Origin of the sequence: Pseudomonas sp. EYE_354 (assembly GCF_023148575.1) — a bacterium.
GTDB lineage: Bacteria > Pseudomonadota > Gammaproteobacteria > Pseudomonadales > Pseudomonadaceae > Aquipseudomonas.
In genome coordinates this window covers 1-19284 of record NZ_JAHXNQ010000020.1, presented here as the reverse complement: position 1 = coordinate 19284, position 19284 = coordinate 1, and the positions used below count along the sequence as shown (strand labels likewise).

Here is a 19284-nt window from a genome sequence, read left to right as displayed (position 1 = left end):
ATCCTCGGGAGTTTCGGTCGCCAATCGGTCAACTCGCGGCGTTAGTCTGCGGGCCTGTCTCCGGGCTTTGAGAGTGCCATGTACGGCCATCGCAACGAGCAAGGCTTTACCCTGATCGAAGTGCTGGTGGCATTGGCGATCATTGCCGTGGCCATGGCCGCCGCCGTGCGCGTGGCCGGTTTGATGACCCAGAGCAATGGCTTGTTGCGTGACAAATCGATGGCCTTGCTGGCGGCCCAGAGTCGTTTGGCGCAGGTGCGTCTGGAGGGCCGCTTGCGCAGCGGCAAACAGACCTTCGTGTGTGATCAGGGCCGCTTGAAGCTGCGTTGCGAGCAAACCATCAGCGCCGATGGCCCGCTGTTTCAGGTCTCGGTACAGGTGCTCGACGCCAGCCGCGACGCGCCGCCCCTGGCGCGCCTGGCCACCCAGGTCATGGCCGAGTGAGCCGCGGCAATGCCGGCGCATCCGGCAGCTTGTCGAGGTGCACGCGCAGCTTCTCGCCGCCACGCTCGATCTCCACGCCGTTGCCTTCAATGGCGGTCAAGCGCACACCAGGACTCACACGTTCACCCACTAGAAAGCTGCGCGGCGGGCCGTCGTTGAGGCTAAGGATCGCCACCGCGCCACGCGCGCCGGCCAACACGCCGGTAACCTTGACCTGCAAGGCCGTCGGCGCATTGGAAAACCATTGCAGCGCCGGGTTATCGCTGCGCGCCGCCAGAGCCTGCGGGGTGGCCTGGGGCGTGTGGGATTCGGCGGAGGTGAGCAGCAGCGGTGTCCACACCACCGCACCGGCCAGGGCCGCCAGCAGCGCACCGAGCTGCACGCCATGGGCGGCTGAAAATCGCAGGGAAAAAGCCATGAGTTGGACCTCCTGTTTGTCCGTGTCACCAGCGTACAGGCCAATTCGCACGTTTTTATGTCACAACCTCGCCAGTTCTGCAGGTGCTTCGCGATGAAACAAAAAGGCTTCACCTTGATCGAGCTGATGGTAGTGCTGGTGATCATCGGCATCGCCAGCGCCGCCATCAGCCTGACCATCAAGCCCGACCCACTGCGCCTGCTGCGCAAAGACGCCGAGCGCCTCAGCCAACTGCTGCAAGTGGCCCAGGCCGAAGCCCGCGCCGACGGCCGCCCGATCACCTGGCGCGCCGATGCCAAGGGCTTTGGTTTCAACCGCCGCAGTGACCGCGGGCCGGGAACCGAGACGTTCCAGGACGACGCCCAACTGCGCCCGCGCTTATGGGAGAGCACGCCCATGCAGATCAGCATCGAACCTCGGCAAACCCTGGTGCTTGACGCAGAATGGATCAGCCCGCCGGTGCGCGTGGTGCTGTCGGACGGGCAGCACAGCCTCAGCCTGCAACGGGATGCGGCGGGCTTGATGCGTGTGGTGAGCCAACCATGAGCACGTCCCAGAAAGGCTTTACGCTGATCGAAGTGATGGTCGCGATCATGCTGATGGCGCTGGTCAGCCTGATCGCCTGGCGCGGCCTCGACAGCGTGACCCGCGCCGATCAGCACTTACAGGCCAGCACCGAACAGACTGAAGCCCTGCTGCGAGCACTGAACCAGATGCAGCGCGATATCAGCCTGCGCGCCAGCGTCGAACTGACCGCGCCGAAAAACGACGTCGAAGGGCTCGCCGCGGTAACGATCCGCAGTTCCGACAGCAAGGGCTTCAGGCTCGACGTGATACGCAGCGCGCCAGTCCCCGGTGACGGCCTGCAACGGGTGCGCTGGTGGCTCAAGGGCGACAACCTGTACCGCGCAGCGGCGCCGGCACGGGATCGATTCCCGCTACCGGCGGCCAGGGACGCAGTGGTGGTGCTGGCCGGCGTCAGTGACCTGCAGGTACGGGTGTGGGAGGCGGATAAAGGCTGGCGGCAGTTGAGCGGCAATCGACGTGAAGACCCGCTGGGATTAGAGATCAGCCTGGTGCGCCAGACGCCCCAGGGGGTGGAGCGGTATCGGCAGGTTATGGGGCCTTTGCGCTAAGGCCGGAACGCCTTCTGTAAAGAGATTCATGGGATGAGGTCGGCTAACTCAACAACACCACCCCACCCGGCAACTCGGTGCATTTGGCGCCATACGCATCCCGAATCAACAACGCCACGCCCGCTAACTGCCGCAGGCTGAACCGTGCCTGCACGCGCCGCTGGCCCAGTTCTTTGTTGAGCAGCACCAGCATTCCGGGCCGATAACGGTTGATCTCATCCACCACCGTGGCCAGGGTCGCGTTATTGAACACCAGCACCTGTTCACGCCAGGCCACCACGGCCTGCGTATCCACCGACGTCACGGCACTGACCCCGGCCGCGCCGTAGCTCAGTTGCCGGCCAGTACCCAGGCTCACCGTGTGACCGGCGACGTCCACCGACAGCGACCCTTCGATACAGGTCACGCACACCGTGCTATCGGTGTGCCGCACATTGAACCGCGCCTGCGCCGCGCTCACCCACCCCTCGGCAGCCTGGACCTTGAGCGGCTGGGCCACGTGGGCGAGCACTTCGACTTCACCTTCGAGCAATTCGATCCCCTGCCCGACCCGGCTGATGCGCGTCTGGGTATTGAGTTCCAGGCTCACGCCGTCACTCAACAGCACTTGGCGCTGCTCGCCGACTTCGGTGCGATAGTCCGCCGTCAGTCCGGCAAAGCCGCCGGGCACGCCGACGCTGACCATCACCACCGCCGCCGACGCGGCGATCGCACCGCCCAGGAACGCACGACGCCCAAAGTGCCGAGGGCGTTCCGACTGCTCAGCCGCGGCGCCAAGGTGCTGCCATAAACGCTTGGCCTGCTCGAATGCCTGAGCGTGCTCGGGGCTCTGGGCACACCAGGCTTTGAGGGCCTTGGCATCGGCCACAGTGGCGCGGCCCGAGGTCAGCAACACCAACCAGTCACGGGCTTCGTCATGCAAGGGGCTGGCCGCGGATTGCCGGGCGATGGAGAGGCTAAAGATATTCAAGCGCGCACATACTCACGGATTTTTCAGGGACTCAACACTAAGACGGTTTTCCGGCCCCGGGACCGAACCGCTGGATCACTTTTCTTTCCAGGCGCTTGGCGCAGTGGCCCAGGGCGGCCTTGATTTCTTTCTCGACCATGCGCGTAGAAATGCCGAAACGCTGGGAGATCTCCAGGTGCGGCGCTTCTTCGAGGCGGGCGGCGATCAGGATCTTGCGCCGACGGGCCGGCAGTTCGTAGAGCGCCTTGACCAGGGATTGGATTTCTTTCTGGCCGCCCACCACCCGCGACGGGTCCTGGGCTTCGTCGGCGCTTTGCAGCAGTTCTTCCACCTCGCTGCCGGTGAGCAGACGCGCATCGGCCTGACGGCGGTCGGCGGCGATGTTGAGGGCCATGCGGTACAGGTAGGCATTCGGTTGCGCCAGGTTCGGCGGCACGTCCATGCGGTCGACGCGCAGGTAGGTTTCGTGCAGCACGTCATTGGCCAGGTCTTCCGAGCCCAGACGCTTGCGCAAACGTACCTTGAAGTCTTCATAGGAGGCCAGGAACAAGCTGACCATCGCACTGTGGCCGGTATTTTTCATCCGCCCAAGGCTCCCGTTGCTGCTGTGCATTCCATGCGCGTTCCTGTTGTGTCGGGCATCAAAAGTAAAGTCACCGGTTGGCGCAGCGAACTCGGCGCCGGGCGGTCCACCCGTGCAGTTCCCAGGCTGCGTACCAGTGCTTCATCGCGTTGTTCATCGCCGGTGGAGCTGACCAGCCGGCTGTGTTCGATCACCCCGTCACGGTTGACCCACACCTGCACCAGCGCACGAAAACTGCCGGGGCGCGTGAGCGGCGACCGGCACAGGCTGGTTTCAATGGCCTGTTGCAAGGCCGTGGCATAGCTGTTGTTGATGCGCGTGGCGTTGCGCGCCGCCGCGCCAGCCGTCTGGGGCGGCTGACTGACCTCGGGCAACTGCAAGGTGAACGCATCGCTGCGTGCATAACGTGCCATCAGGCCACTCCCTGTCAGCAACATCGCCAGAGCCTCCTGCGCGGTATAGCGCCCGCGCACCCCGATGGAGCGCCGGCCCCGCGTCAATTCGCGGTCCACCAGCACCGCCATGCCGGTGGCGCGGCTGTAGGCTTGCAGTGCCTGTTCCAAGTCTTGCGCCGGCAGGTCGAGCGGCAACAGCGGCGTCTGGGCCTGCACCACGCGCGCGCCGACCAGCAGCAACAGCAAGACCAAGGCGCATACACGGCGCCTCCAGCCCCCCTGTTCACCCCCCGCTCTGCATCGCTGCACGGCCGACGCGCCCTAGAAAACCGTCATCCTGAGGCCCGTTTATGAATCTGATGTTACGGCGCCAGCAAAAAAAACATCACGGTGACGAGAGACCCGCTGCTCTACACTTTCAAGCCTAACCGGCCCACTCCCTCGGGCCCGCCAGGAGGCCATGATGAAGCTGCTCACCACCCTCGCCAGCCTGTTGCTGTGCGCCGCCCTGCCTGCGCTCGCCCACGCCGAAAACGCGCCCGGTAGTTGCACCGAGGTTTCAGTGGATGGGTACAAGGCGCCCGACTATGGCTGCCTGGGCAGGCAGCTGGGCAATGACACGAATGCAGCCAAGGCCGCCAAGAAAAACCGCGAGGCGCAGAACCTGTCCGTGGAAAAACGAGCGCCGAACGCGGTGGGTTTATCCACGCCGGCAGCGACGAGCGTGCGCATGGGCAATACGTTCGGCACGTCGGTCAAGCCACAACGCCCCTGAACCGTCCAACCTAGCACACCCGTACAAGCCCGCCGTCCCTGTTGGCGCGATAGTGAACTGCGTCTTCTCGCCCCCTCAACCAGGAGTTTTTGCATGAGCACTTTCGTTGCCAAAGACGGTACCCAGATCTACTACAAGGACTGGGGCAGCGGTAAACCCGTGCTGTTCAGCCACGGCTGGCCGCTGGATGCCGACATGTGGGAATACCAGATGGAATACCTGAGCAGTCGAGGCTACCGCACCATCGCCTTCGACCGCCGAGGCTTCGGCCGCTCGGACCAGCCGTGGACCGGCAACGACTACAACACCTTCGCCGATGACATTGCCCAGTTGATCGAACACCTGGACCTTGAGGACGTGACCCTGGTGGGCTTCTCCATGGGCGGCGGCGATGTGACGCGCTACATCGCCCGCCACGGCAGCGCACGGGTGGCCGGCCTGGTCTTGCTGGGGGCGGTGACGCCGATCTTCGGCCAGACCGCCGATTACCCGCAGGGCGTGCCGGTCGAGGTGTTCGTCGGTATCGAGGCTGGCCTGCTCAAGGACCGCGCGCAGTTCATCTCGGACTTCAACACGCCATTTTTCGGCCTTAACAAAGGCCAGGTGGTCTCCGCCGGCACCCTGAGCCAAACCTTGCAGATCGCGATGCTGGCCTCGCTCAAGTCGACGGTGGATTGTGTGTCGGCTTTCTCCAAAACCGACTTCCGCCCGGACATGGCCAGTATCGACGTGCCGACCCTGGTGATCCATGGCGATGGCGATCAGATCGTGCCGTTCGAAACCACCGGCAAGGTGGCGGCCCAGATGATCAAGGGCGCCGAACTGAAGGTGTACAAGGATGCGCCGCACGGTTTTGCCGTGACCCACGCCCAGGCCTTGAATGAAGACTTGCTGGCGTTCCTGAACCGCTGAAACGCCTGAAACACCGCTCTCCTTACTTTGGCCGGGCTCGCCCGGCCTTTTTTGTTCAGGTAAAACGCTGCCCCAGGGTAAGTCGACCCGGCCCGGCGATCAGTACGCTGGTGAAGATGATCAGCAACAACCAGCCAAACTGCCCTTCCAATAACGTCCACTGCGGATGCACCACCAGCATGGCGATCAATAGCACCGCCAGGATCGGCAGGCACGCCAGCCGCACCCAGACACCGACCACGATCAATACGGGGCACACCACCTCGGCAAAGATCGCCAGCAGCAACGTGACAGTGGCCCCCACGTGAAACGGGTCTTCGATCAGCGTCAGCTGTTCGCTGTAGTTGAGCACCTTGGGCACGCCATGCACCCACAGCAGGAACAGCGCCCCACTCACTCGCAGGAACAACAGCCCAAGGTCCTGGTGTTTTGATTCGTTCATAGGCGCTTCCTGGTGATTGACAGGTTATCGACCTCGATTGTGTCCACCCAGGGGCTGGCACGCTTGCAAGCCTGTGCTGACTTTTTACTCTCCAGTGCCGGCATACGCCGCGATGATCTCCTCGGTCACCGCCCGTACCCGCGGGATGATCCCCCACCCTCATCAGCAACAAGCAGCCTGGCGCCGCGCGCCCCTCTCGTTTGCCACCTTCCAGGCGATCGCAGGCTTTGCCTATTCAGCGCTGTTCAACCTCAGCGGCGGCCCGCATGCTGTGTTGTTCGTCATCACCGTCGTGGCGATCGTGGTCGCGCTGGCGCTGGAACCGGGCACGACCCTGCTGAACCGACGGCCGCCCGATGCGGTCCCAACCCATACGCTCATCGCTACAGGTAAACTCAAATGACCCTCCCTGCACACATGACCCTGATTGAAATCACCACCCCTGGCGATCCACAGGTGCTGCAACCGCGCCAGGTCGACGTCCCGGTGGCCGGTCCCGGCGAGATCCTGATTCGCGTGCACGCCGCCGGGGTCAACCGCCCCGACGCTTTGCAGCGCGCCGGCAAGTACCCGATGAAACCCGGCATGAGCCCGTATCCTGGCCTGGAAGTGGCCGGTGAAGTGGCGGCCTTGGGCGATGGTGTGTCGACGTTCAAGCTGGGTGACAAGGTGTGCGCGCTCACCAACGGCGGCGGCTACGCGCAGTATTGCGCGGTGCCTGCCGGCCAGGCCCTGCCGATCCCCGAAGGCATGGACTGGATTCAGGCCGCGGCCGTGCCGGAAACCTTCTTCACCGTCTGGGCCAACCTGTTCGGCCTCGGCGATGCGCACACCGGTCAGCGGGTGCTGATCCATGGTGGTACCAGTGGCATCGGCACCACCGCACTGATGCTGTGCCGCGAATTTGGCATCCAGACCTTCGCCACCGCCGGCAGCGCCGACAAATGCGCGGCCATTACCGCCCTGGGTGGGGAACCGATCAACTACCGCGAGCAGGATTTTGCCGAGGTCATCGCCCGACAGACCGACGGCCAGGGCGTGGATGTGATCCTTGACATCATGGGCGGCTCTTACCTCAACAATAACCTCAAGGCCCTGGCCATGGACGGGCATCTCGTGATGCTGGGGTTCCTCGGTGGCGCCAAGGCGAATGACGTTGATCTGTTGACCATCCTCGGCAAACGCGCGGTGATCACCGGCTCGCTGCTGCGCGCACGCACCGGGGAAGAAAAGGCCGCGATTGCCGAGCAACTGCGTGAATACATCTGGCCGGTGCTGGAAGCGGGTCGCTGCATGCCGATCATCGACAAAGTGTACGACTACACCGACGCCGCCCAGGCCCACACACGGATGGAAGGTGGCGATCATATCGGCAAAATTGTGTTGCGGGTGGTGTGAGCGCTTGGTCTGCGGTGTGTGGTTGCAGTTGTGGTGAGCAGGCTTGCCTGCGCTGGGGCGCGAAGCGGCCCCAACACAGACACCGCATGCGTCCAGACAGCACTGGATCGCCGGTATCCGGGCTGCTGCGCTGCCCGGCGCGGGGCAAGCCCGCTCACGACATACAGCGCTGAAGCGCTGGCACCTGTTATTCGGCGTACGTCGGGTAGTCGATGTACCCCGCTTCACCGCCGCCATACATCCCCTCTTCACGCAGCGGATTCAACGGCCAGCCGTTGAACAGCCGCTGCGGCAGATCCGGGTTGGCAATGAACGGCCGCCCGAACGCGATCAAGTCCGCCAGCCCCGCCTCCACCAGTTTCGCACCGCGTTCAGCGGTGTAGCGCCCGGCGTAGATAATGCGGCCGCTGAAGGTGCTGCGCACGGCTTCACGGAAACTGTCCGGCAGTACGGGAGCGTTGTCCCAGTCGGCCTCGGCGATGGAGACATAGGCGATGCCCGACGCTTCGAGCACTTTGATCGCTTCGATATAGGTGTGATGCGGGTCTTCTTCCACCAGACCGATGTAGACGCGGTCTTCATCGGTGCCGCTGAACAACGGTGAAAAACGCACGCCCACGCGGTCCGGCCCCACAACCTTGCACACGGCCTCGACGATCTCGCGCAGAAAGCGCAGGCGGTTGTCCAACGAACCACCGTATTCATCGTCACGGGTGTTGGAATGCGCCGAGATGAACTGGTTGACCAGGTAACCGTTGGCCGAGTGAATCTCCACCCCGTCAAACCCGGCATCCAGCGCATTGCGCGCCGCTTGTGCGTAGTGCCCGACCAGTTCCTCGATCTCCAGCGCAGCCAAGGCTCGCGGCACCGGCGGCTGCATCAACTCACCCATGCCCGGCCCGGTTTCGATAAAGGCCTTGGCCTGCAACGCCGGCAATGCAGAAGGCGCCACCGGTGCGGCGCCGCCTGGCTGCAAGGCGTTGTGCGAAACACGCCCCACGTGCCACAACTGGGCAAAGATCACTCCGCCCTCGGTATGCACGGCTGCGGTAACCTTGCGCCAGCCGTTGATCTGCGCCGGGGTGTAGATCCCCGGCGTCCATGCATAGCCCTGACCACGGGGCTCGATCTGCGTGCCTTCGCTGACCATGAACCCGGCGCCCGCGCGTTGACGGTAATACTCAGCCATCAGATCGGTGGCGATATCGCCGGGCTGGGCGCTGCGCTGGCGGGTCAGCGGCGGCAATACCACACGGTTGTTCAAGGTGTGGTGACCCAGTTTGATCGGGGTATTTAAAATGCTGTTTGTCATGGGACCTTCCAAATTCAGGACGAGCAAAAGCATTGGCGGCTCTTATGAGCCGCCAATTAATACAGCGGTTAGTTAACTTAAGCGGTGAGTTTCAACAGAGCCTTGGCGACATCACTGGAACTACCAGGGTTCTGGCCTGTGACCAATAAACCATCTTCGATAACGAAGGATTGCCAATCGGCGCCCTTCTCATATTTGCCACCCAATTGCTTGAATTCATCTTCAATCAGGAACGGCACCACCTGGGTCAGGCCGACGGCCTCTTCCTCGGCGTTGGAGAAGCCCGTCACACGGCGGCCCTTGATCAGCGGATCGCCATTGACCGCCTTGACGTGACGCAGCGCGCCCGGTGCATGGCAGACAAAACCAATGGGCTTGCCGGCGCGTTCAAAGGCTTCGATCAGGGCGATGGACACCGGTGATTCGGCCAGGTCCCACAGCGGGCCGTGGCCGCCAGGGTAGAACACGGTGTCGAAGTCGTCAGCGTTGACGGTATCGAGCTTGATGGTGTTGGCCAGCGCCTGCTGCGCAGCCGAATCGGTGGCAAAGCGATGGGTCTGCTCGGTTTGCGCATCCGGCTCATCGCTTTTGGGGTCCAGTGGTGGCTGGCCACCGGCCGGGGATGCCAGCACCACGTCGGCGCCGGCGTCCTTGAACGCGTAATAGGGTGCCGCGAACTCTTCGAGCCAGAAGCCAGTCTTGCGGCCGGTATCGCCAAGCTGGTCGTGAGAGGTCAGTACCATTAATACTTTCATTTTCCAGTGCCTCGATCAGTGAATGTCAGTGTGTTCAGGGTGACCCACAAGCTGTCGGGTCAGCAGCAACGCCTCATCGAACGGCGCGCCGGTACGGCTGATCTTGCTCATGACGCTGCTCCCCAGCCACAGCGCGTACAGGCGCCGGGCCAGCTTTTGCGGGGGTTGCCCAAGCGTGAGCGAACCGTCTTCGACGCCGCGTTGCAGGGCAATCGCCAGTAAATCGATGGTGCGTGACGTGCCGCGCTGCAGGGCCAGACGCATCGGCTCTGAAAGGTCAGACACCTCGGCGCCGAGTTTGACGGCAAGGCATTTACCAGTGTCGGTGCAGCCGGTCTGGGTGTCGGTCCAGACTTGCCAATAGCGCATCAACTTCACGCCGTGGGTCAAGCCAGGCTGATCGAACAGTTGCTGCATGCCGTGCACATAGTTGTCGAAGTAGGTGTCGAGCAGCACAACGCCGAACGCATCTTTGGAATTGAAGTAGTGATAGAACGAACCTTTAGGCACTTGGGCGGCTTGAAGTATTTCGTTCAACCCCACCGCAGAGAATCCTTTACGGCCGACAATCACTTGCGCCGTATCAAGAATGGTCTGGCGCGCACTTTTGGTTTCGCTGTTCATGGTTTATCCCGTCCGATTAGACCAGTCGTCTAGTTCGTGGGGCCATGTTAGGAGCCGGGCCAAACACCCACAATGTCAGATACGCAAGGATTCCGGACATGGCTCGAAGCAGGTTGCCGTTTACCCGGAGCGCGCCGACAATCCCCCCCTCGCCCCCCCCTTGGAGAATAACGATGCACAGCGTTGCGCTGATGGTTTACCCGAACTTCCAATCCCTGAGCCTCAGCCTGGGCTCGGTGTTCGAGTGCGCGAACCTGCTGCGCGGCGAGCCGGCGTATGAGTTCCATCTGGTGTCGGAAAGCGGCGGCGCGGTGATGACCTCCCAGGGGTTTTCGGTGAATACCTCAGCCGTTCGCCCCGAGGGGTATGACACGCTGATCGTCAGCGGCTACCTGGAGTTTCGCCTGCCGGAGGCCAACCTGCTGGAACTGGTCAAGGCCGCCTCGGCGCAATCGCGGCGGGTCGCCTCGTTGTGCATGGGCATCTTTGTGCTGGCCGAAGCCGGGTTGCTGGAGGGCAAACGCACCACCACCCATTGGATTCACGCCCCGGCGTTTCGCAAGCGCTACCCGGATATCCACCTGGAAGAAGACAAGCTGTTCGTGGTGGACGGCCAGGTGTGGACGGGCGCCGGCATGAGTGCCGGTGTGGACCTGGCGCTGGCCATGGTGGAGAACGACCTGGGCAGCGACCTGGCCCGGCGCATCGCGCGCAAACTGGTGATCGCCCAGCGCCGGGGCAGCGAGCAGTCGCAGTTGTCGGCCTTGCTGGAGCTGGACCCCAAGTCCGACCGCGTGCAATTGGCCCTGGCCTATGCACGCGAGAACCTCACCCACGACCTGTCCGTGGAAGCCCTGGCCGACGTCGCCCGGCTGAGCCCGCGCCAGTTCAGCCGGGTGTTTCGCGAAGAAACCGGGCAAACCCCGGCCAAGGCCATCGAAGCCCTGCGCGTAGAGGCAGCACGGGCGCTGATGGAAACCAGCCGCCACCCGGTGGAAGTGGTGGCTCGCGAAACCGGTTTTGGTGATCGCGAGCGCATGCGTCAGGCGTTTCTACGGGCGTTCGGGCAACCGCCGCAGGCGATGCAGCAGGCGTTTAATGCAGCGCCACTCGGGTAATCAGGTAACTCACTAGCTGCGGTTCATCCGCAAGCTCGAGCGTTTGCACCGGGCGCGGCAGGCTGTCGAGCACCGTACGCCAGAACGCCTGGGACACCTCATCCTGGTCATAAAAGCGCACCAGCCAATTGGCCTCGCCGCTGCACAGCACCTGGGTGGCGATGGCGCGGCCGATGCCTTTGCGGCGGTAGCGTTTGAGGATGAACAGGTCGGCCAGTTCCAGCGCATCGATACCCGGCACTTCACTGTCCTCGATCAACAGGAAGCCGGCGATAAAGCCATCGACCAGCAACAGGTTGGCGCTCCAGCGCGGGTCTTGCCAGTAGCGGTTCAGGTGCTCGTCATGGATGTAGAAGCGGCCATCGGCTTCGACATCTTCCTGCTCCCAGTCCGACGACTCATAGGCGTAGTACTGGTAAAGATTGCGGATCAGCTCGGCCTCTTCGGGGCTGGTCTGGATCAGTTCCACGGTGGTTTCAGGCATGGGGCTCTCGGTCAAAAACACAGGGCGCCATTGTTCACAAAACCCGAGAAGAGTCCACTCGTGTGGCAAACCTTTCTACTTGCTGAACCGATTGCAAATAGCCGTCGGTGCCTTCCGAAGCGCTGAAACATTTGGAATAAACTCCGCCACATCTCCCTTTTCTCAAGGACACGTATTTTGACGAACGTCTGTTCCGCCGGCCTGGATGTGGGCTTTGCGTCCCTGAACTACCTGCAGATATTCATTCTGGGGGTGATCCAGGGCATTACCGAACTGTTACCGGTGTCCTCGACCGCGCACATGCGCGTGGTGCCCGCCCTGCTCGGCTGGCAAGACCCCGGTTCGGCGTTTTCGGCGGCCATGCAGTTGGCCGCGCTGGCGGCGGTGGTCAGTTATTTCTGGCGCGATGTGCGCCAGGTGACCACAGGCAGCATCGACGCGGTACGCCGGGGTGACTATAACGACCGCTGGTTCAAGCTGGCGGTGGCAATCGTGCTGGCGACGATTCCCATCGGCATCGCCGGGCTCGCGCTGTCCTCGACCTTGAACGCGTGCAACTCGCCGTTGCGCGGCCTGATGGTGATCGGCGTCTCGTGCCTGGTCATGGCGGCATTGCTGGCAACGGCCGAACTGCGCGCACGACATACCCGCGAAATGAGCCAAATGCGCCTGCGTGATGCGTTGATCGTGGGCGTTGCGCAGATTGGCGCGCTGATTCCCGGGGTATCGCGCTCGGGCTCCACCCTCACCGCGGCGTTGTTCCTCAATTTCAAACGCGAAGAGGCTGCGCGCTTTTCCTTCCTTCTGGGCCTGCCGGCCATCGCCCTGGCCGGTTTGAAAGAGCTGTGGGTGTTACTGCGCACCGACCTGCCGGCCCACGCCTGGCCGCACCTGCTGTTCGGCCTGGTGGTAGCGAGCATCTCGGCGTTCTTTGCGATCTGGGGCCTGATGAAGTTTCTGGAGCGATTCTCCACCTGGCCGTTCGTGATCTATCGTGCGCTGTTGGGGGTGTTCCTGATCGTGGCGGTCAGCAGCGGTTTGCTGCCTGGGTAGTGATTGGGATGAGGGATGGCCGCGCAGCGGCCCCCAACAGCCAGCACACATGTTGACCGCGCCAGACAGTCAATCCAGATCACTTGCGTCATGCCGCTCAGCCAACTGCTCATGAGGCTCGCCCGACACCCGATTCACCCGCCGCCCACGCTGCACCGCCGGCCGTGCGTCAATCGCCTCCGCCCAGCGCTGCACATGCTTGTACTCATGCACCGACAAAAACTCCGCCGCGCCGTACAAACGGCCTTTGACCAGGCCGCCATACCACGGCCAGATGGCGATATCGGCGATGGTGTATTCATCCCCGGCGATGTACTCGCTCACCGCCAGGCGCTTATCGAGCACGTCCAACTGACGTTTGGTCTCCATGGCAAATCGGTTGATCGGGTATTCCATCTTGCTCGGCGCATACGCATAGAAGTGCCCGAAACCGCCGCCCAGGTAAGGCGCGCTGCCCATCTGCCAGAACAACCACGACAGGCATTCGGCGCGGGCCGCAGGCTCGGTGGGGAAGAACGCGCCGAACTTCTCGGCCAGGTATTGCAGGATCGCGCCGGACTCGAACACACGAATCGGCGTGGCGCCGCTGTGGTCCATGAGGGCCGGGATCTTGGAGTTCGGGTTGACCTCGACAAAGCCGCTGCCGAACTGGTCGCCGTCGCCGATCTTGATCAGCCAGGCGTCGTACTCCGCGCCGCTGTGCCCCAGGGCCAGCAGTTCTTCGAGCAGGATGGTGACCTTCTGCCCGTTGGGCGTGGCCAGGGAATACAGCTGCAGCGGATGCTTGCCGACCGGCAACGCTTTATCGTGGGTGGCGCCGGCAATAGGTCGGTTGATGCTGGCGAAGGTGCCGCCGCTTTCGGCGTCCCAGGTCCAGACTTTCGGGGGTACGTAATCGGTCATGCTTATGGCTCCAGAGGCGTTTGCGATCGACTGAGCGCTCGAGACTAAACCAAAGACGGGTGGTGCGTCACACTCCCTGCCTCGCTATTGCGGGGCACCTGCACACGCAGCGCGATCAACACTGCCGCCAACAGCATCAAGCAACCCGCGCCCAGAAAGACACCGTCGATGCCAGTGACACTGAACATCGCGCCCCCGCCAGCGGCACCCGCCGCAATTGCCGATTGCACTGAAGCCACCACCATGCCCCCGGCACTTTCCGCCTGATCCGGCACCGCACGGGCGACCCAGTTCGACCATGCCACCGGCACCCCGCCGAAAGCCATGCCCCACAGCGCCAGGAGCAACGCCTGGCCCGGCAGCGATGCCGGCAGCAGCACCAGTGCCAACGCGGCGACGCCCACCAAAGCCGGCATCAGCACCAGGGTTCCACGGGGGTTACGCACCAGCAACCATCCGGCCAGCAGCGTGCCGACAAAATTCGCCGCGCCAAACCCCAGCAGCATCAACGCCAACCCTTGGGTACCGACCCCGGTGCTGCTTTCCAGAAACGGGCGAATGTAGGTAAACAGCGCGAAGTGCCCGGTGTGCACCAGCACGCAGCCGAACATGCCGATGGCAATGCCGGGGCGCAGCAGTACATCCAGCACGGTGCGCAGGCGCGCAGTACCGCTGGGGGCCAGGCGCGGCAGCGTCAACAGCTGGAACGCCAGGGTCACCCCGCCAACAGCGGCGGCCGCAACAAATGCACTGCGCCAACCGTACAGACCGCCGAGGTAGCTGCCCAATGGCACCGCGACGACCGTGCCCACCGCAATGCCACTGAAGATGATCGACAGCGCACGCGGCAGCGACGCCGCCGGTACCAGGCGCATCGCAACCGCCGCCGCCATGCTCCAGAAACCGCCGAGGGCAATACCCAGCAGGATGCGCATCAACAACAGCACCAGGAGGCTGGACGAGAACGCCACCAGCAGGTTGGACGCAATCATCAGCGTGGAAAACCCCAACAACACAAGGCGCCGGTCGATGCCGCGCGTCAGGCCAGGCACCAGCAAACCGGCGAACAAGGCCACCACCGCGGTCACCGTTACGGCTTGCCCGGCCAACGCTTCCGACACGCCAAGGTCCAGGGCCATCGGCGTCAACAGGCTGGCCGGCAGGTACTCCGCCGTGAGCAGGCCGAACACGCCCATCGCCAGGGAAAACACCGCCATCCAGGCCGGCGCGGTCGGTTCTGCCCTGCCATCGACAGGGGCATGGGACACACAATCATTCATCACAAGACATCCTCAAGCATTAGCGTGACGGCCAGTCTAGGTTTCGTCGCCAGGATGATCTATGATTCAAAACCTTGATTTTTTGACCGAAACCCCGACGATGACAGCCCACAGCGCGTTCACCCTGTCCTCCGAGCTGATTAACGAGCTGCTGCGCAGCATGCGCCTGCGCGGTGTGCAGTACCGGCGCATCCAGGCCGGGCCGATATTCGGCATCAGCTTCGCGGCCAAGCCTGGCCATGCGTATTTCCATTTCCTGGCCGCCGGCTGCGCGACCTTGCGCCTGCACGACGGCAGCCTCTTTGAGCTGTCCGCCGGTAATGCGGTGTTTATCGCCCACGGTGGCGCCCATGCGCTGTTATCCCAACCGGACGCCCCCGTGCAGGACATCGCCCACTTCGAGGCCGCACCGCTGGGCGATACCGTGTGTGCCGTGAACGCCTCGCCCTGTGATGCTCCCAGCACCCTGCTGTTCAGCGCCTGCATGGAGTTCGAGCTCGACAGTATCCAGGGGCTCGGCAACCTGATGCCGGCCTTGATGCTGATCGACGCCGGGGGCCAGCGTTACCCCGGCTTGATGCCGATCCTGGCGGTGATGGAGCGCGAAGTCTCCAGCGCCCGCATCGGTTATGCCGGCATCCTCGCGCGCCTGGCCGATGTGGTGGCGGCGATGATCGTGCGAGGCTGGGTCGAATGCGCCTGCGCCAACGCGTCAGGCCTGGCAGCCGCATTGCGCGATACCCGGCTGGCGGGCGCCCTGCTCGCCCTGCACCAGGAACCGGGCCGCGACTGGAGCGTGGCCGAACTGGCGGCGCACTGTCATACCTCACGCTCGGTGTTCGCAGAGCGTTTCCAGGCCACCCTGGGGGTTGCGCCGCTGCGTTATGTGACCGAACTGCGCATGCGCCTGGCCAGCCAGTGGCTGACCCTGGAGCGCCTGCCCATCGAAGAGGTGGCGTACCGCCTCGGCTATACCTCTCAGGCAGCCTTCAGTCGCGCCTACAAACGCATCACCGGACAACCGCCGGGCGCCAGCCGCCAAGGCTTCAGGCCCCCGGCATAACGGGCGTCCCGGCAATTGCGCAGGTCGCCCGAGTGCCCTTAATCTCTTGAGCTCATCACCCTGATAGCAATGGAGGCTTCATGAAACTGATCGGCATGCTGGACTCGCCTTACGTGCGTCGCGTGGCAATTTCCCTGGATTTGTACGGGGTGGATTTTGTGCATGAGCCCTTGTCCGTGTTCCGCACCTTCACCGAGTTTTCGCAGATCAACCCGGTGGTCAAGGCCCCTACACTGGTGCTGGATGACGGCACGGTGCTGATGGATTCGAGCCTGATCCTCGATTACCTGGAAGCCCTGGCCCCCGCCGACAAAAAACTGTTGCCACAGGCATTAAACGCACGCGCACGCGACCTGCAACTGCTCGGACTGGCCCTGGCGGCCTGTGAGAAAAGCGTGCAGATCGTCTATGAGCACAACCTGCGCCCGGCCGAAAAACTGCATGCACCGTGGCTCGAGCGCGTCACCGGCCAGTTGCTGGCGGCCTTCTCGCGGCTCGATGAACAGCTCGCCCGTGGCGATGACGCCGACTTGAACCAAGCCTCACTGACGGCAGCGGTGGCCTGGTCGTTCAGCCAGTTCACGGTGGCATCCGTGGTAAAGGCGGCCGACTTCCCGCACCTGCAACGCCTCGCCGAACGCCTGGAACAGCACCCGGCCTTCAAGAAATACCCCATCGAATAAGGTCGCTGTTCACGTGTGGGAGCAGGGATTTTCCCTGCCCCACATGGGCCTGCGCAGACCGACTCAGACCCAGCCACCGTCCACGATAAAGTTCTGCGCCGAACACATCGCCGAGGCATCCGAGGCCAGGAACAACGCCATGTTGGCGATATGCTCCGGCATCACGCTGCCGGGCATGCATTGGCTGCGGGCGATCAGGTCCCTGGCCGCATCGTCGACCCACATGGCCAGTTGTTTTTCGGTCATCACCCAACCGGGCACGAGCGTATTGACGCGGATATGGTGAGGCCCCAGCTCCCGTGCCAGGCCGCGGGTCATACCGTGCGCAGCGGCCTTACTGGCGGCGTACACCGGGTAACCGGCGGAGGCCATCATCCAGCCGACCGAACCGAGGTTGATGATCGAGCCGCCGCCGGCGCCTTTCATCATGGGCACCACTGCCTTGGCGGCGAAAAACGCGTGTTTGAGGTTGACCGCGATCAACCGGTCGAACATCTCCGAGTCGATTTCTTCCAGGGTATGGCGTACGTCGTTGGCGGCGTTGTTCACCAGCACCGTAATCGGCCCCAGCGACTGCTCAAACCGCGTGATTGCCGCCCGAAAGCCGATCTCGTCGGTAATGTCGCAACACACGAACTCCACCGTATGCCCCTGGGAGCTCAACAGCGCCGCCAAGCGTTCACCCTGGCTTTGTGCACGATCCACAAAAGCCACCTTGGCGCCTTGCGCGGCAAAGGCGCGCACCATGAATTCGCCGATACCCGAGGCGCCCCCGGAGATCAGTACGGTCTTGCCTTCAAGGTCGGGATAAACAGCCTGTGCAGTACTCATATAACGGTGCCTCGATCAATTAGTCTTATTTTATTTTACGAAATAGGCTTTAAAGGCTATAAATTCGCTGTAACACCAACAAAATATCGCTATTAGTAGAACTATTCCACTCAAAACAACAAAAGGAAGTTCGACCATGAAGCACCCTCGATACCTGCTCTCGGGCCTCGCCATGTCCATGCTGGTCGCCAGCGGCGGCGCCCAGGCGGCGGGGCTCACCAGCGAGCACAAAGCTTTCGGTAAAACCAATGACGGCACCGCCGTCGAACAGTACATCCTGCGCAACAGCCATGGCATGCAAGCCACGGTCATCACCTACGGCGGTGTCTTGCAGTCGCTCAAAGTGCCGGACAAACACGGCAAGGTCGAGGACGTGGTGCTTGGCTTTGACGATGTGCAGGGCTACCAGGCCGGTACGGCGTTTTTCGGCGCGACCATCGGGCGCTTCGGCAATCGCCTGGCTGGCGGCGCCTTTGAGCTCGACGGCAAACGCTTCCAGGTGCCGCTCAACGACGGCCCCAACGCATTGCATGGCGGCGCGCAGGGCTTCGACAAGCATGTATGGAAAGCCGAGCCGGTCAAGGGCAAGGACTCGGTTGGGGTCACCCTCACCTACCTGTCCAAGGACGGTGAGATGGGCTTCCCCGGCAACTTGAAAACCGAGGTCACCTACAGCCTCAACGACAAGAACGAACTGCACATCGACTACAAGGCCACCACCGACAAACCCACGGTGCTCAACCTGACCAACCACAGCTACTTCAACCTGGCCGGCGCGGGCAATGGCGACATCCTAAAACAGGTCGCCACTTTGCATGCCAGCCACTACACGCCGGTCAATGCGACGCTGATTCCTACCGGCGAACTCGCCCCAGTCAAGGGCACGCCGATGGACTTCCTCAAGCCCACGCCGATCGGCCAGCACATCAAGGACGATCATCCGCAGCTCAAATTCGCCGAACCGAAGCAAGGCGGGTTTGACTTCAACTGGGCGCTGGACACCAAGGGCGACGTGAAAAAGCTGGCCGCCGAAGTGCATGACCCGGAGTCTGGCCGGCGCTTGCAGCTCTACACCAGCGAACCGGGGGTGCAGTTCTATACCAGCAACTTCCTCGATGGTTCGGTGAAGGGCAAAGCAGGCAAGACTTACCTGCACTGGAGTGGGTTTACGCTGGAGACCCAGCACTATCCGGATGCGCCTAACCAGCCCAGCTTTGCATCAACTCGTTTGAACCCAGGGCAGACCTACACGCAGAACACCGTCTTCAAGTTCAGCGCCGAGTAAAACGGTGGGAGGGGGCTTGCTCCCTCCCACCGTTGACCCTCACAGGGCTTTTGATCAGCGTTGCTTCATACGGTCGATGACCACCGCCAGCAGCAGGATCGAGCCGCGGATCACGTATTGGTAAAACGTGTCGATGTTCTTCAGGTTCATCGCATTCTCGATGATCGCCAGAATCAGCACCCCGGCAATCACATGGCGGATCATGCCGATCCCGCCGCTCAACGACACCCCACCCAGTACGCACGCCGAGATCACCGTCAGCTCGAAGCCCTGGCCGATCATCGGCTGGCCCGAGGTCATGCGCGAGGCAAGGATCACCCCAGCCAGTGCGCCGATCAAGCCGTGCACGGCGAAGATCAGGATCTTGGTGCGATCCACGTTTACACCTGCCAGCAGCGCCGCTTCCGGGTTGCCGCCGAT

Annotated in this window: 21 protein-coding genes and 4 pseudogenes; 12 read left to right on the top strand and 13 right to left on the bottom strand. The window is 62.9% G+C overall.

Annotated elements, in window-relative coordinates; genetic code table 11:
* The first annotated feature begins 78 nt into the window (after positions 1-78).
* Positions 79-444, top strand: a complete 366-nt coding sequence (gspI, locus tag KZX66_RS23140; protein WP_248083564.1) for a type II secretion system minor pseudopilin GspI — start codon at positions 79-81, stop codon at positions 442-444.
* On the opposite strand, the gene KZX66_RS23135 is transcribed toward gspI, so the two are convergent.
* Entirely contained in the window at positions 431-862 is a 432-nt protein-coding gene (locus KZX66_RS23135) for a type II secretion system protein N (RefSeq protein WP_248083562.1), read from the bottom strand. The two genes, gspI and KZX66_RS23135, sit on opposite strands and share 14 nt — an antisense overlap.
* 93 nt (positions 863-955) lie before the next feature.
* On the opposite strand from KZX66_RS23135, the gene gspH reads away from it, so the two are divergent.
* Complete coding sequence (gene gspH / locus KZX66_RS23130) at positions 956-1408, top strand: type II secretion system minor pseudopilin GspH (RefSeq protein ID WP_248083561.1); 453 nt, start codon at positions 956-958, stop codon at positions 1406-1408.
* On the top strand, positions 1405-1998 hold the full coding sequence (locus KZX66_RS23125; protein ID WP_248083560.1) for a type II secretion system protein GspJ: 594 nt from the start codon (positions 1405-1407) through the stop codon (positions 1996-1998). The genes gspH and KZX66_RS23125 overlap by 4 nt, the downstream gene beginning before the upstream one ends.
* A 43-nt stretch (positions 1999-2041) precedes the next feature.
* On the opposite strand, the gene KZX66_RS23120 is transcribed toward KZX66_RS23125, so the two are convergent.
* From KZX66_RS23120 to KZX66_RS23110, 3 genes are read right to left on the bottom strand one after another with little or no spacing between them, the layout of a single operon-like run.
* Entirely contained in the window at positions 2042-2968 is a 927-nt protein-coding gene (locus tag KZX66_RS23120) for a FecR domain-containing protein (protein ID WP_248083559.1), read from the bottom strand.
* 37 nt (positions 2969-3005) lie between these two features.
* Entirely contained in the window at positions 3006-3551 is a 546-nt protein-coding gene (locus tag KZX66_RS23115) for an RNA polymerase sigma factor (protein WP_248083558.1), read from the bottom strand.
* A complete protein-coding gene (locus tag KZX66_RS23110; RefSeq protein WP_248083623.1) occupies positions 3548-4192 on the bottom strand; it encodes a secretin and TonB N-terminal domain-containing protein in 645 nt (214 codons plus the stop codon). The genes KZX66_RS23115 and KZX66_RS23110 overlap by 4 nt, the downstream gene beginning before the upstream one ends.
* 217 nt (positions 4193-4409) lie before the next feature.
* On the opposite strand from KZX66_RS23110, the gene KZX66_RS23105 reads away from it, so the two are divergent.
* Entirely contained in the window at positions 4410-4721 is a 312-nt protein-coding gene (locus KZX66_RS23105) for a hypothetical protein (RefSeq protein WP_248083557.1), read from the top strand.
* A gap of 93 nt (positions 4722-4814) precedes the next feature.
* Positions 4815-5633 carry an alpha/beta hydrolase gene (locus KZX66_RS23100; RefSeq protein ID WP_248083556.1) on the top strand — a complete coding sequence of 273 codons (819 nt, stop codon included), beginning with the start codon at positions 4815-4817 and terminating at the stop codon, positions 5631-5633.
* 55 nt (positions 5634-5688) lie between these two features.
* Here KZX66_RS23100 and KZX66_RS23095 read toward each other — a convergent pair whose 3' ends face one another.
* The gene (locus KZX66_RS23095) at positions 5689-6075 is read right to left on the bottom strand and encodes a DoxX family protein (protein WP_248083555.1); all 387 of its coding nucleotides are present in this window, start codon (positions 6073-6075) and stop codon (positions 5689-5691) included.
* Between the two features lie 145 nt (positions 6076-6220).
* Between KZX66_RS23095 and KZX66_RS23090 the strand changes: the two are divergent.
* Positions 6221-6478, top strand: a pseudogene (locus KZX66_RS23090) (MFS transporter); the annotation flags it as partial.
* Positions 6475-7473 carry an NAD(P)H-quinone oxidoreductase gene (locus KZX66_RS23085; RefSeq protein WP_248083553.1) on the top strand — a complete coding sequence of 333 codons (999 nt, stop codon included), beginning with the start codon at positions 6475-6477 and terminating at the stop codon, positions 7471-7473. The pseudogene KZX66_RS23090 and the gene KZX66_RS23085, both read left to right, overlap by 4 nt.
* Before the next feature lie 187 nt (positions 7474-7660).
* On the opposite strand, the gene KZX66_RS23080 is transcribed toward KZX66_RS23085, so the two are convergent.
* The 3 genes and pseudogenes from KZX66_RS23080 to KZX66_RS23070 all read right to left on the bottom strand — a co-directional run bounded on the left by KZX66_RS23080 (position 7661) and on the right by KZX66_RS23070 (position 10164).
* Positions 7661-8785, bottom strand: coding sequence for an alkene reductase (locus tag KZX66_RS23080; protein ID WP_248083552.1), 1125 nt, complete (start codon positions 8783-8785; stop codon positions 7661-7663).
* A gap of 77 nt (positions 8786-8862) precedes the next feature.
* Positions 8863-9540: a type 1 glutamine amidotransferase domain-containing protein gene (locus tag KZX66_RS23075; RefSeq protein WP_248083551.1), complete on the bottom strand. Its 678-nt coding sequence runs from the start codon at positions 9538-9540 to the stop codon at positions 8863-8865.
* Positions 9537-10164, bottom strand: a pseudogene (locus KZX66_RS23070) (TetR/AcrR family transcriptional regulator). The gene KZX66_RS23075 and the pseudogene KZX66_RS23070 overlap by 4 nt, the downstream one beginning before the upstream one ends.
* A gap of 173 nt (positions 10165-10337) precedes the next feature.
* On the opposite strand from KZX66_RS23070, the gene KZX66_RS23065 reads away from it, so the two are divergent.
* The gene (locus tag KZX66_RS23065; RefSeq protein ID WP_248083550.1) at positions 10338-11282 is read left to right on the top strand and encodes a GlxA family transcriptional regulator; all 945 of its coding nucleotides are present in this window, start codon (positions 10338-10340) and stop codon (positions 11280-11282) included.
* Here the strand turns inward: KZX66_RS23065 and KZX66_RS23060 are convergent.
* Positions 11260-11804: pseudogene (locus tag KZX66_RS23060) on the bottom strand (GNAT family N-acetyltransferase). The gene KZX66_RS23065 and the pseudogene KZX66_RS23060 sit on opposite strands and share 23 nt — an antisense overlap.
* Positions 11805-11943: 139 nt before the next feature.
* Here KZX66_RS23060 and KZX66_RS23055 point away from each other — a divergent pair.
* Positions 11944-12819 carry an undecaprenyl-diphosphate phosphatase gene (locus tag KZX66_RS23055; RefSeq protein ID WP_248083548.1) on the top strand — a complete coding sequence of 292 codons (876 nt, stop codon included), beginning with the start codon at positions 11944-11946 and terminating at the stop codon, positions 12817-12819.
* Positions 12820-12888: 69 nt separating this feature from the next.
* Here the strand turns inward: KZX66_RS23055 and yghU are convergent, their stop codons facing one another.
* Together yghU and KZX66_RS23045 are read right to left on the bottom strand one after the other, a co-directional pair.
* Positions 12889-13722 carry a glutathione-dependent disulfide-bond oxidoreductase gene (gene yghU, locus KZX66_RS23050; RefSeq protein WP_248083547.1) on the bottom strand — a complete coding sequence of 278 codons (834 nt, stop codon included), beginning with the start codon at positions 13720-13722 and terminating at the stop codon, positions 12889-12891.
* Positions 13723-13766: 44 nt separating this feature from the next.
* Positions 13767-15002 carry an MFS transporter gene (locus KZX66_RS23045; RefSeq protein WP_248083546.1) on the bottom strand — a complete coding sequence of 412 codons (1236 nt, stop codon included), beginning with the start codon at positions 15000-15002 and terminating at the stop codon, positions 13767-13769.
* A 61-nt stretch (positions 15003-15063) separates the two neighbouring features.
* On the opposite strand from KZX66_RS23045, the gene KZX66_RS23040 reads away from it, so the two are divergent.
* The gene (locus KZX66_RS23040; protein ID WP_248083545.1) at positions 15064-16065 is read left to right on the top strand and encodes an AraC family transcriptional regulator; all 1002 of its coding nucleotides are present in this window, start codon (positions 15064-15066) and stop codon (positions 16063-16065) included.
* Between the two features lie 80 nt (positions 16066-16145).
* Complete coding sequence (locus KZX66_RS23035; protein WP_248083544.1) at positions 16146-16748, top strand: glutathione S-transferase family protein; 603 nt, start codon at positions 16146-16148, stop codon at positions 16746-16748.
* A gap of 63 nt (positions 16749-16811) precedes the next feature.
* Here KZX66_RS23035 and KZX66_RS23030 read toward each other — a convergent pair whose 3' ends face one another.
* On the bottom strand, positions 16812-17579 hold the full coding sequence (locus KZX66_RS23030; protein WP_248083543.1) for an SDR family oxidoreductase: 768 nt from the start codon (positions 17577-17579) through the stop codon (positions 16812-16814).
* Between the two features lie 136 nt (positions 17580-17715).
* Between KZX66_RS23030 and KZX66_RS23025 the strand changes: the two genes are divergently transcribed.
* The gene (locus KZX66_RS23025) at positions 17716-18864 is read left to right on the top strand and encodes an aldose epimerase family protein (protein ID WP_248083542.1); all 1149 of its coding nucleotides are present in this window, start codon (positions 17716-17718) and stop codon (positions 18862-18864) included.
* 54 nt (positions 18865-18918) lie between these two features.
* Here the strand turns inward: KZX66_RS23025 and KZX66_RS23020 are convergent.
* Positions 18919-19284 (bottom strand): annotated as a pseudogene (locus tag KZX66_RS23020) (L-arabinose ABC transporter permease AraH); the annotation flags it as partial.

Coding starts and splice junctions, on each gene's coding strand:
- KZX66_RS23115 (WP_248083558.1), bottom strand. CDS start 3,551: ATGAAAAATACCGGCCACAGTGCGATGGTCAGCTTGTTCCTGGCCTCC.
- KZX66_RS23080 (WP_248083552.1), bottom strand. CDS start 8,785: ATGACAAACAGCATTTTAAATACCCCGATCAAACTGGGTCACCACACC.
- KZX66_RS23045 (WP_248083546.1), bottom strand. CDS start 15,002: ATGAATGATTGTGTGTCCCATGCCCCTGTCGATGGCAGGGCAGAACCG.
- KZX66_RS23125 (WP_248083560.1), top strand. CDS start 1,405: ATGAGCACGTCCCAGAAAGGCTTTACGCTGATCGAAGTGATGGTCGCG.
- gspH (WP_248083561.1), top strand. CDS start 956: ATGAAACAAAAAGGCTTCACCTTGATCGAGCTGATGGTAGTGCTGGTG.
- KZX66_RS23095 (WP_248083555.1), bottom strand. CDS start 6,075: ATGAACGAATCAAAACACCAGGACCTTGGGCTGTTGTTCCTGCGAGTG.
- KZX66_RS23025 (WP_248083542.1), top strand. CDS start 17,716: ATGAAGCACCCTCGATACCTGCTCTCGGGCCTCGCCATGTCCATGCTG.
- KZX66_RS23105 (WP_248083557.1), top strand. CDS start 4,410: ATGAAGCTGCTCACCACCCTCGCCAGCCTGTTGCTGTGCGCCGCCCTG.
- KZX66_RS23085 (WP_248083553.1), top strand. CDS start 6,475: ATGACCCTCCCTGCACACATGACCCTGATTGAAATCACCACCCCTGGC.
- yghU (WP_248083547.1), bottom strand. CDS start 13,722: ATGACCGATTACGTACCCCCGAAAGTCTGGACCTGGGACGCCGAAAGC.
- KZX66_RS23100 (WP_248083556.1), top strand. CDS start 4,815: ATGAGCACTTTCGTTGCCAAAGACGGTACCCAGATCTACTACAAGGAC.
- KZX66_RS23040 (WP_248083545.1), top strand. CDS start 15,064: ATGATTCAAAACCTTGATTTTTTGACCGAAACCCCGACGATGACAGCC.
- KZX66_RS23035 (WP_248083544.1), top strand. CDS start 16,146: ATGAAACTGATCGGCATGCTGGACTCGCCTTACGTGCGTCGCGTGGCA.
- KZX66_RS23065 (WP_248083550.1), top strand. CDS start 10,338: ATGCACAGCGTTGCGCTGATGGTTTACCCGAACTTCCAATCCCTGAGC.
- KZX66_RS23030 (WP_248083543.1), bottom strand. CDS start 17,579: ATGAGTACTGCACAGGCTGTTTATCCCGACCTTGAAGGCAAGACCGTA.
- gspI (WP_248083564.1), top strand. CDS start 79: ATGTACGGCCATCGCAACGAGCAAGGCTTTACCCTGATCGAAGTGCTG.
- KZX66_RS23135 (WP_248083562.1), bottom strand. CDS start 862: ATGGCTTTTTCCCTGCGATTTTCAGCCGCCCATGGCGTGCAGCTCGGT.
- KZX66_RS23075 (WP_248083551.1), bottom strand. CDS start 9,540: ATGAAAGTATTAATGGTACTGACCTCTCACGACCAGCTTGGCGATACC.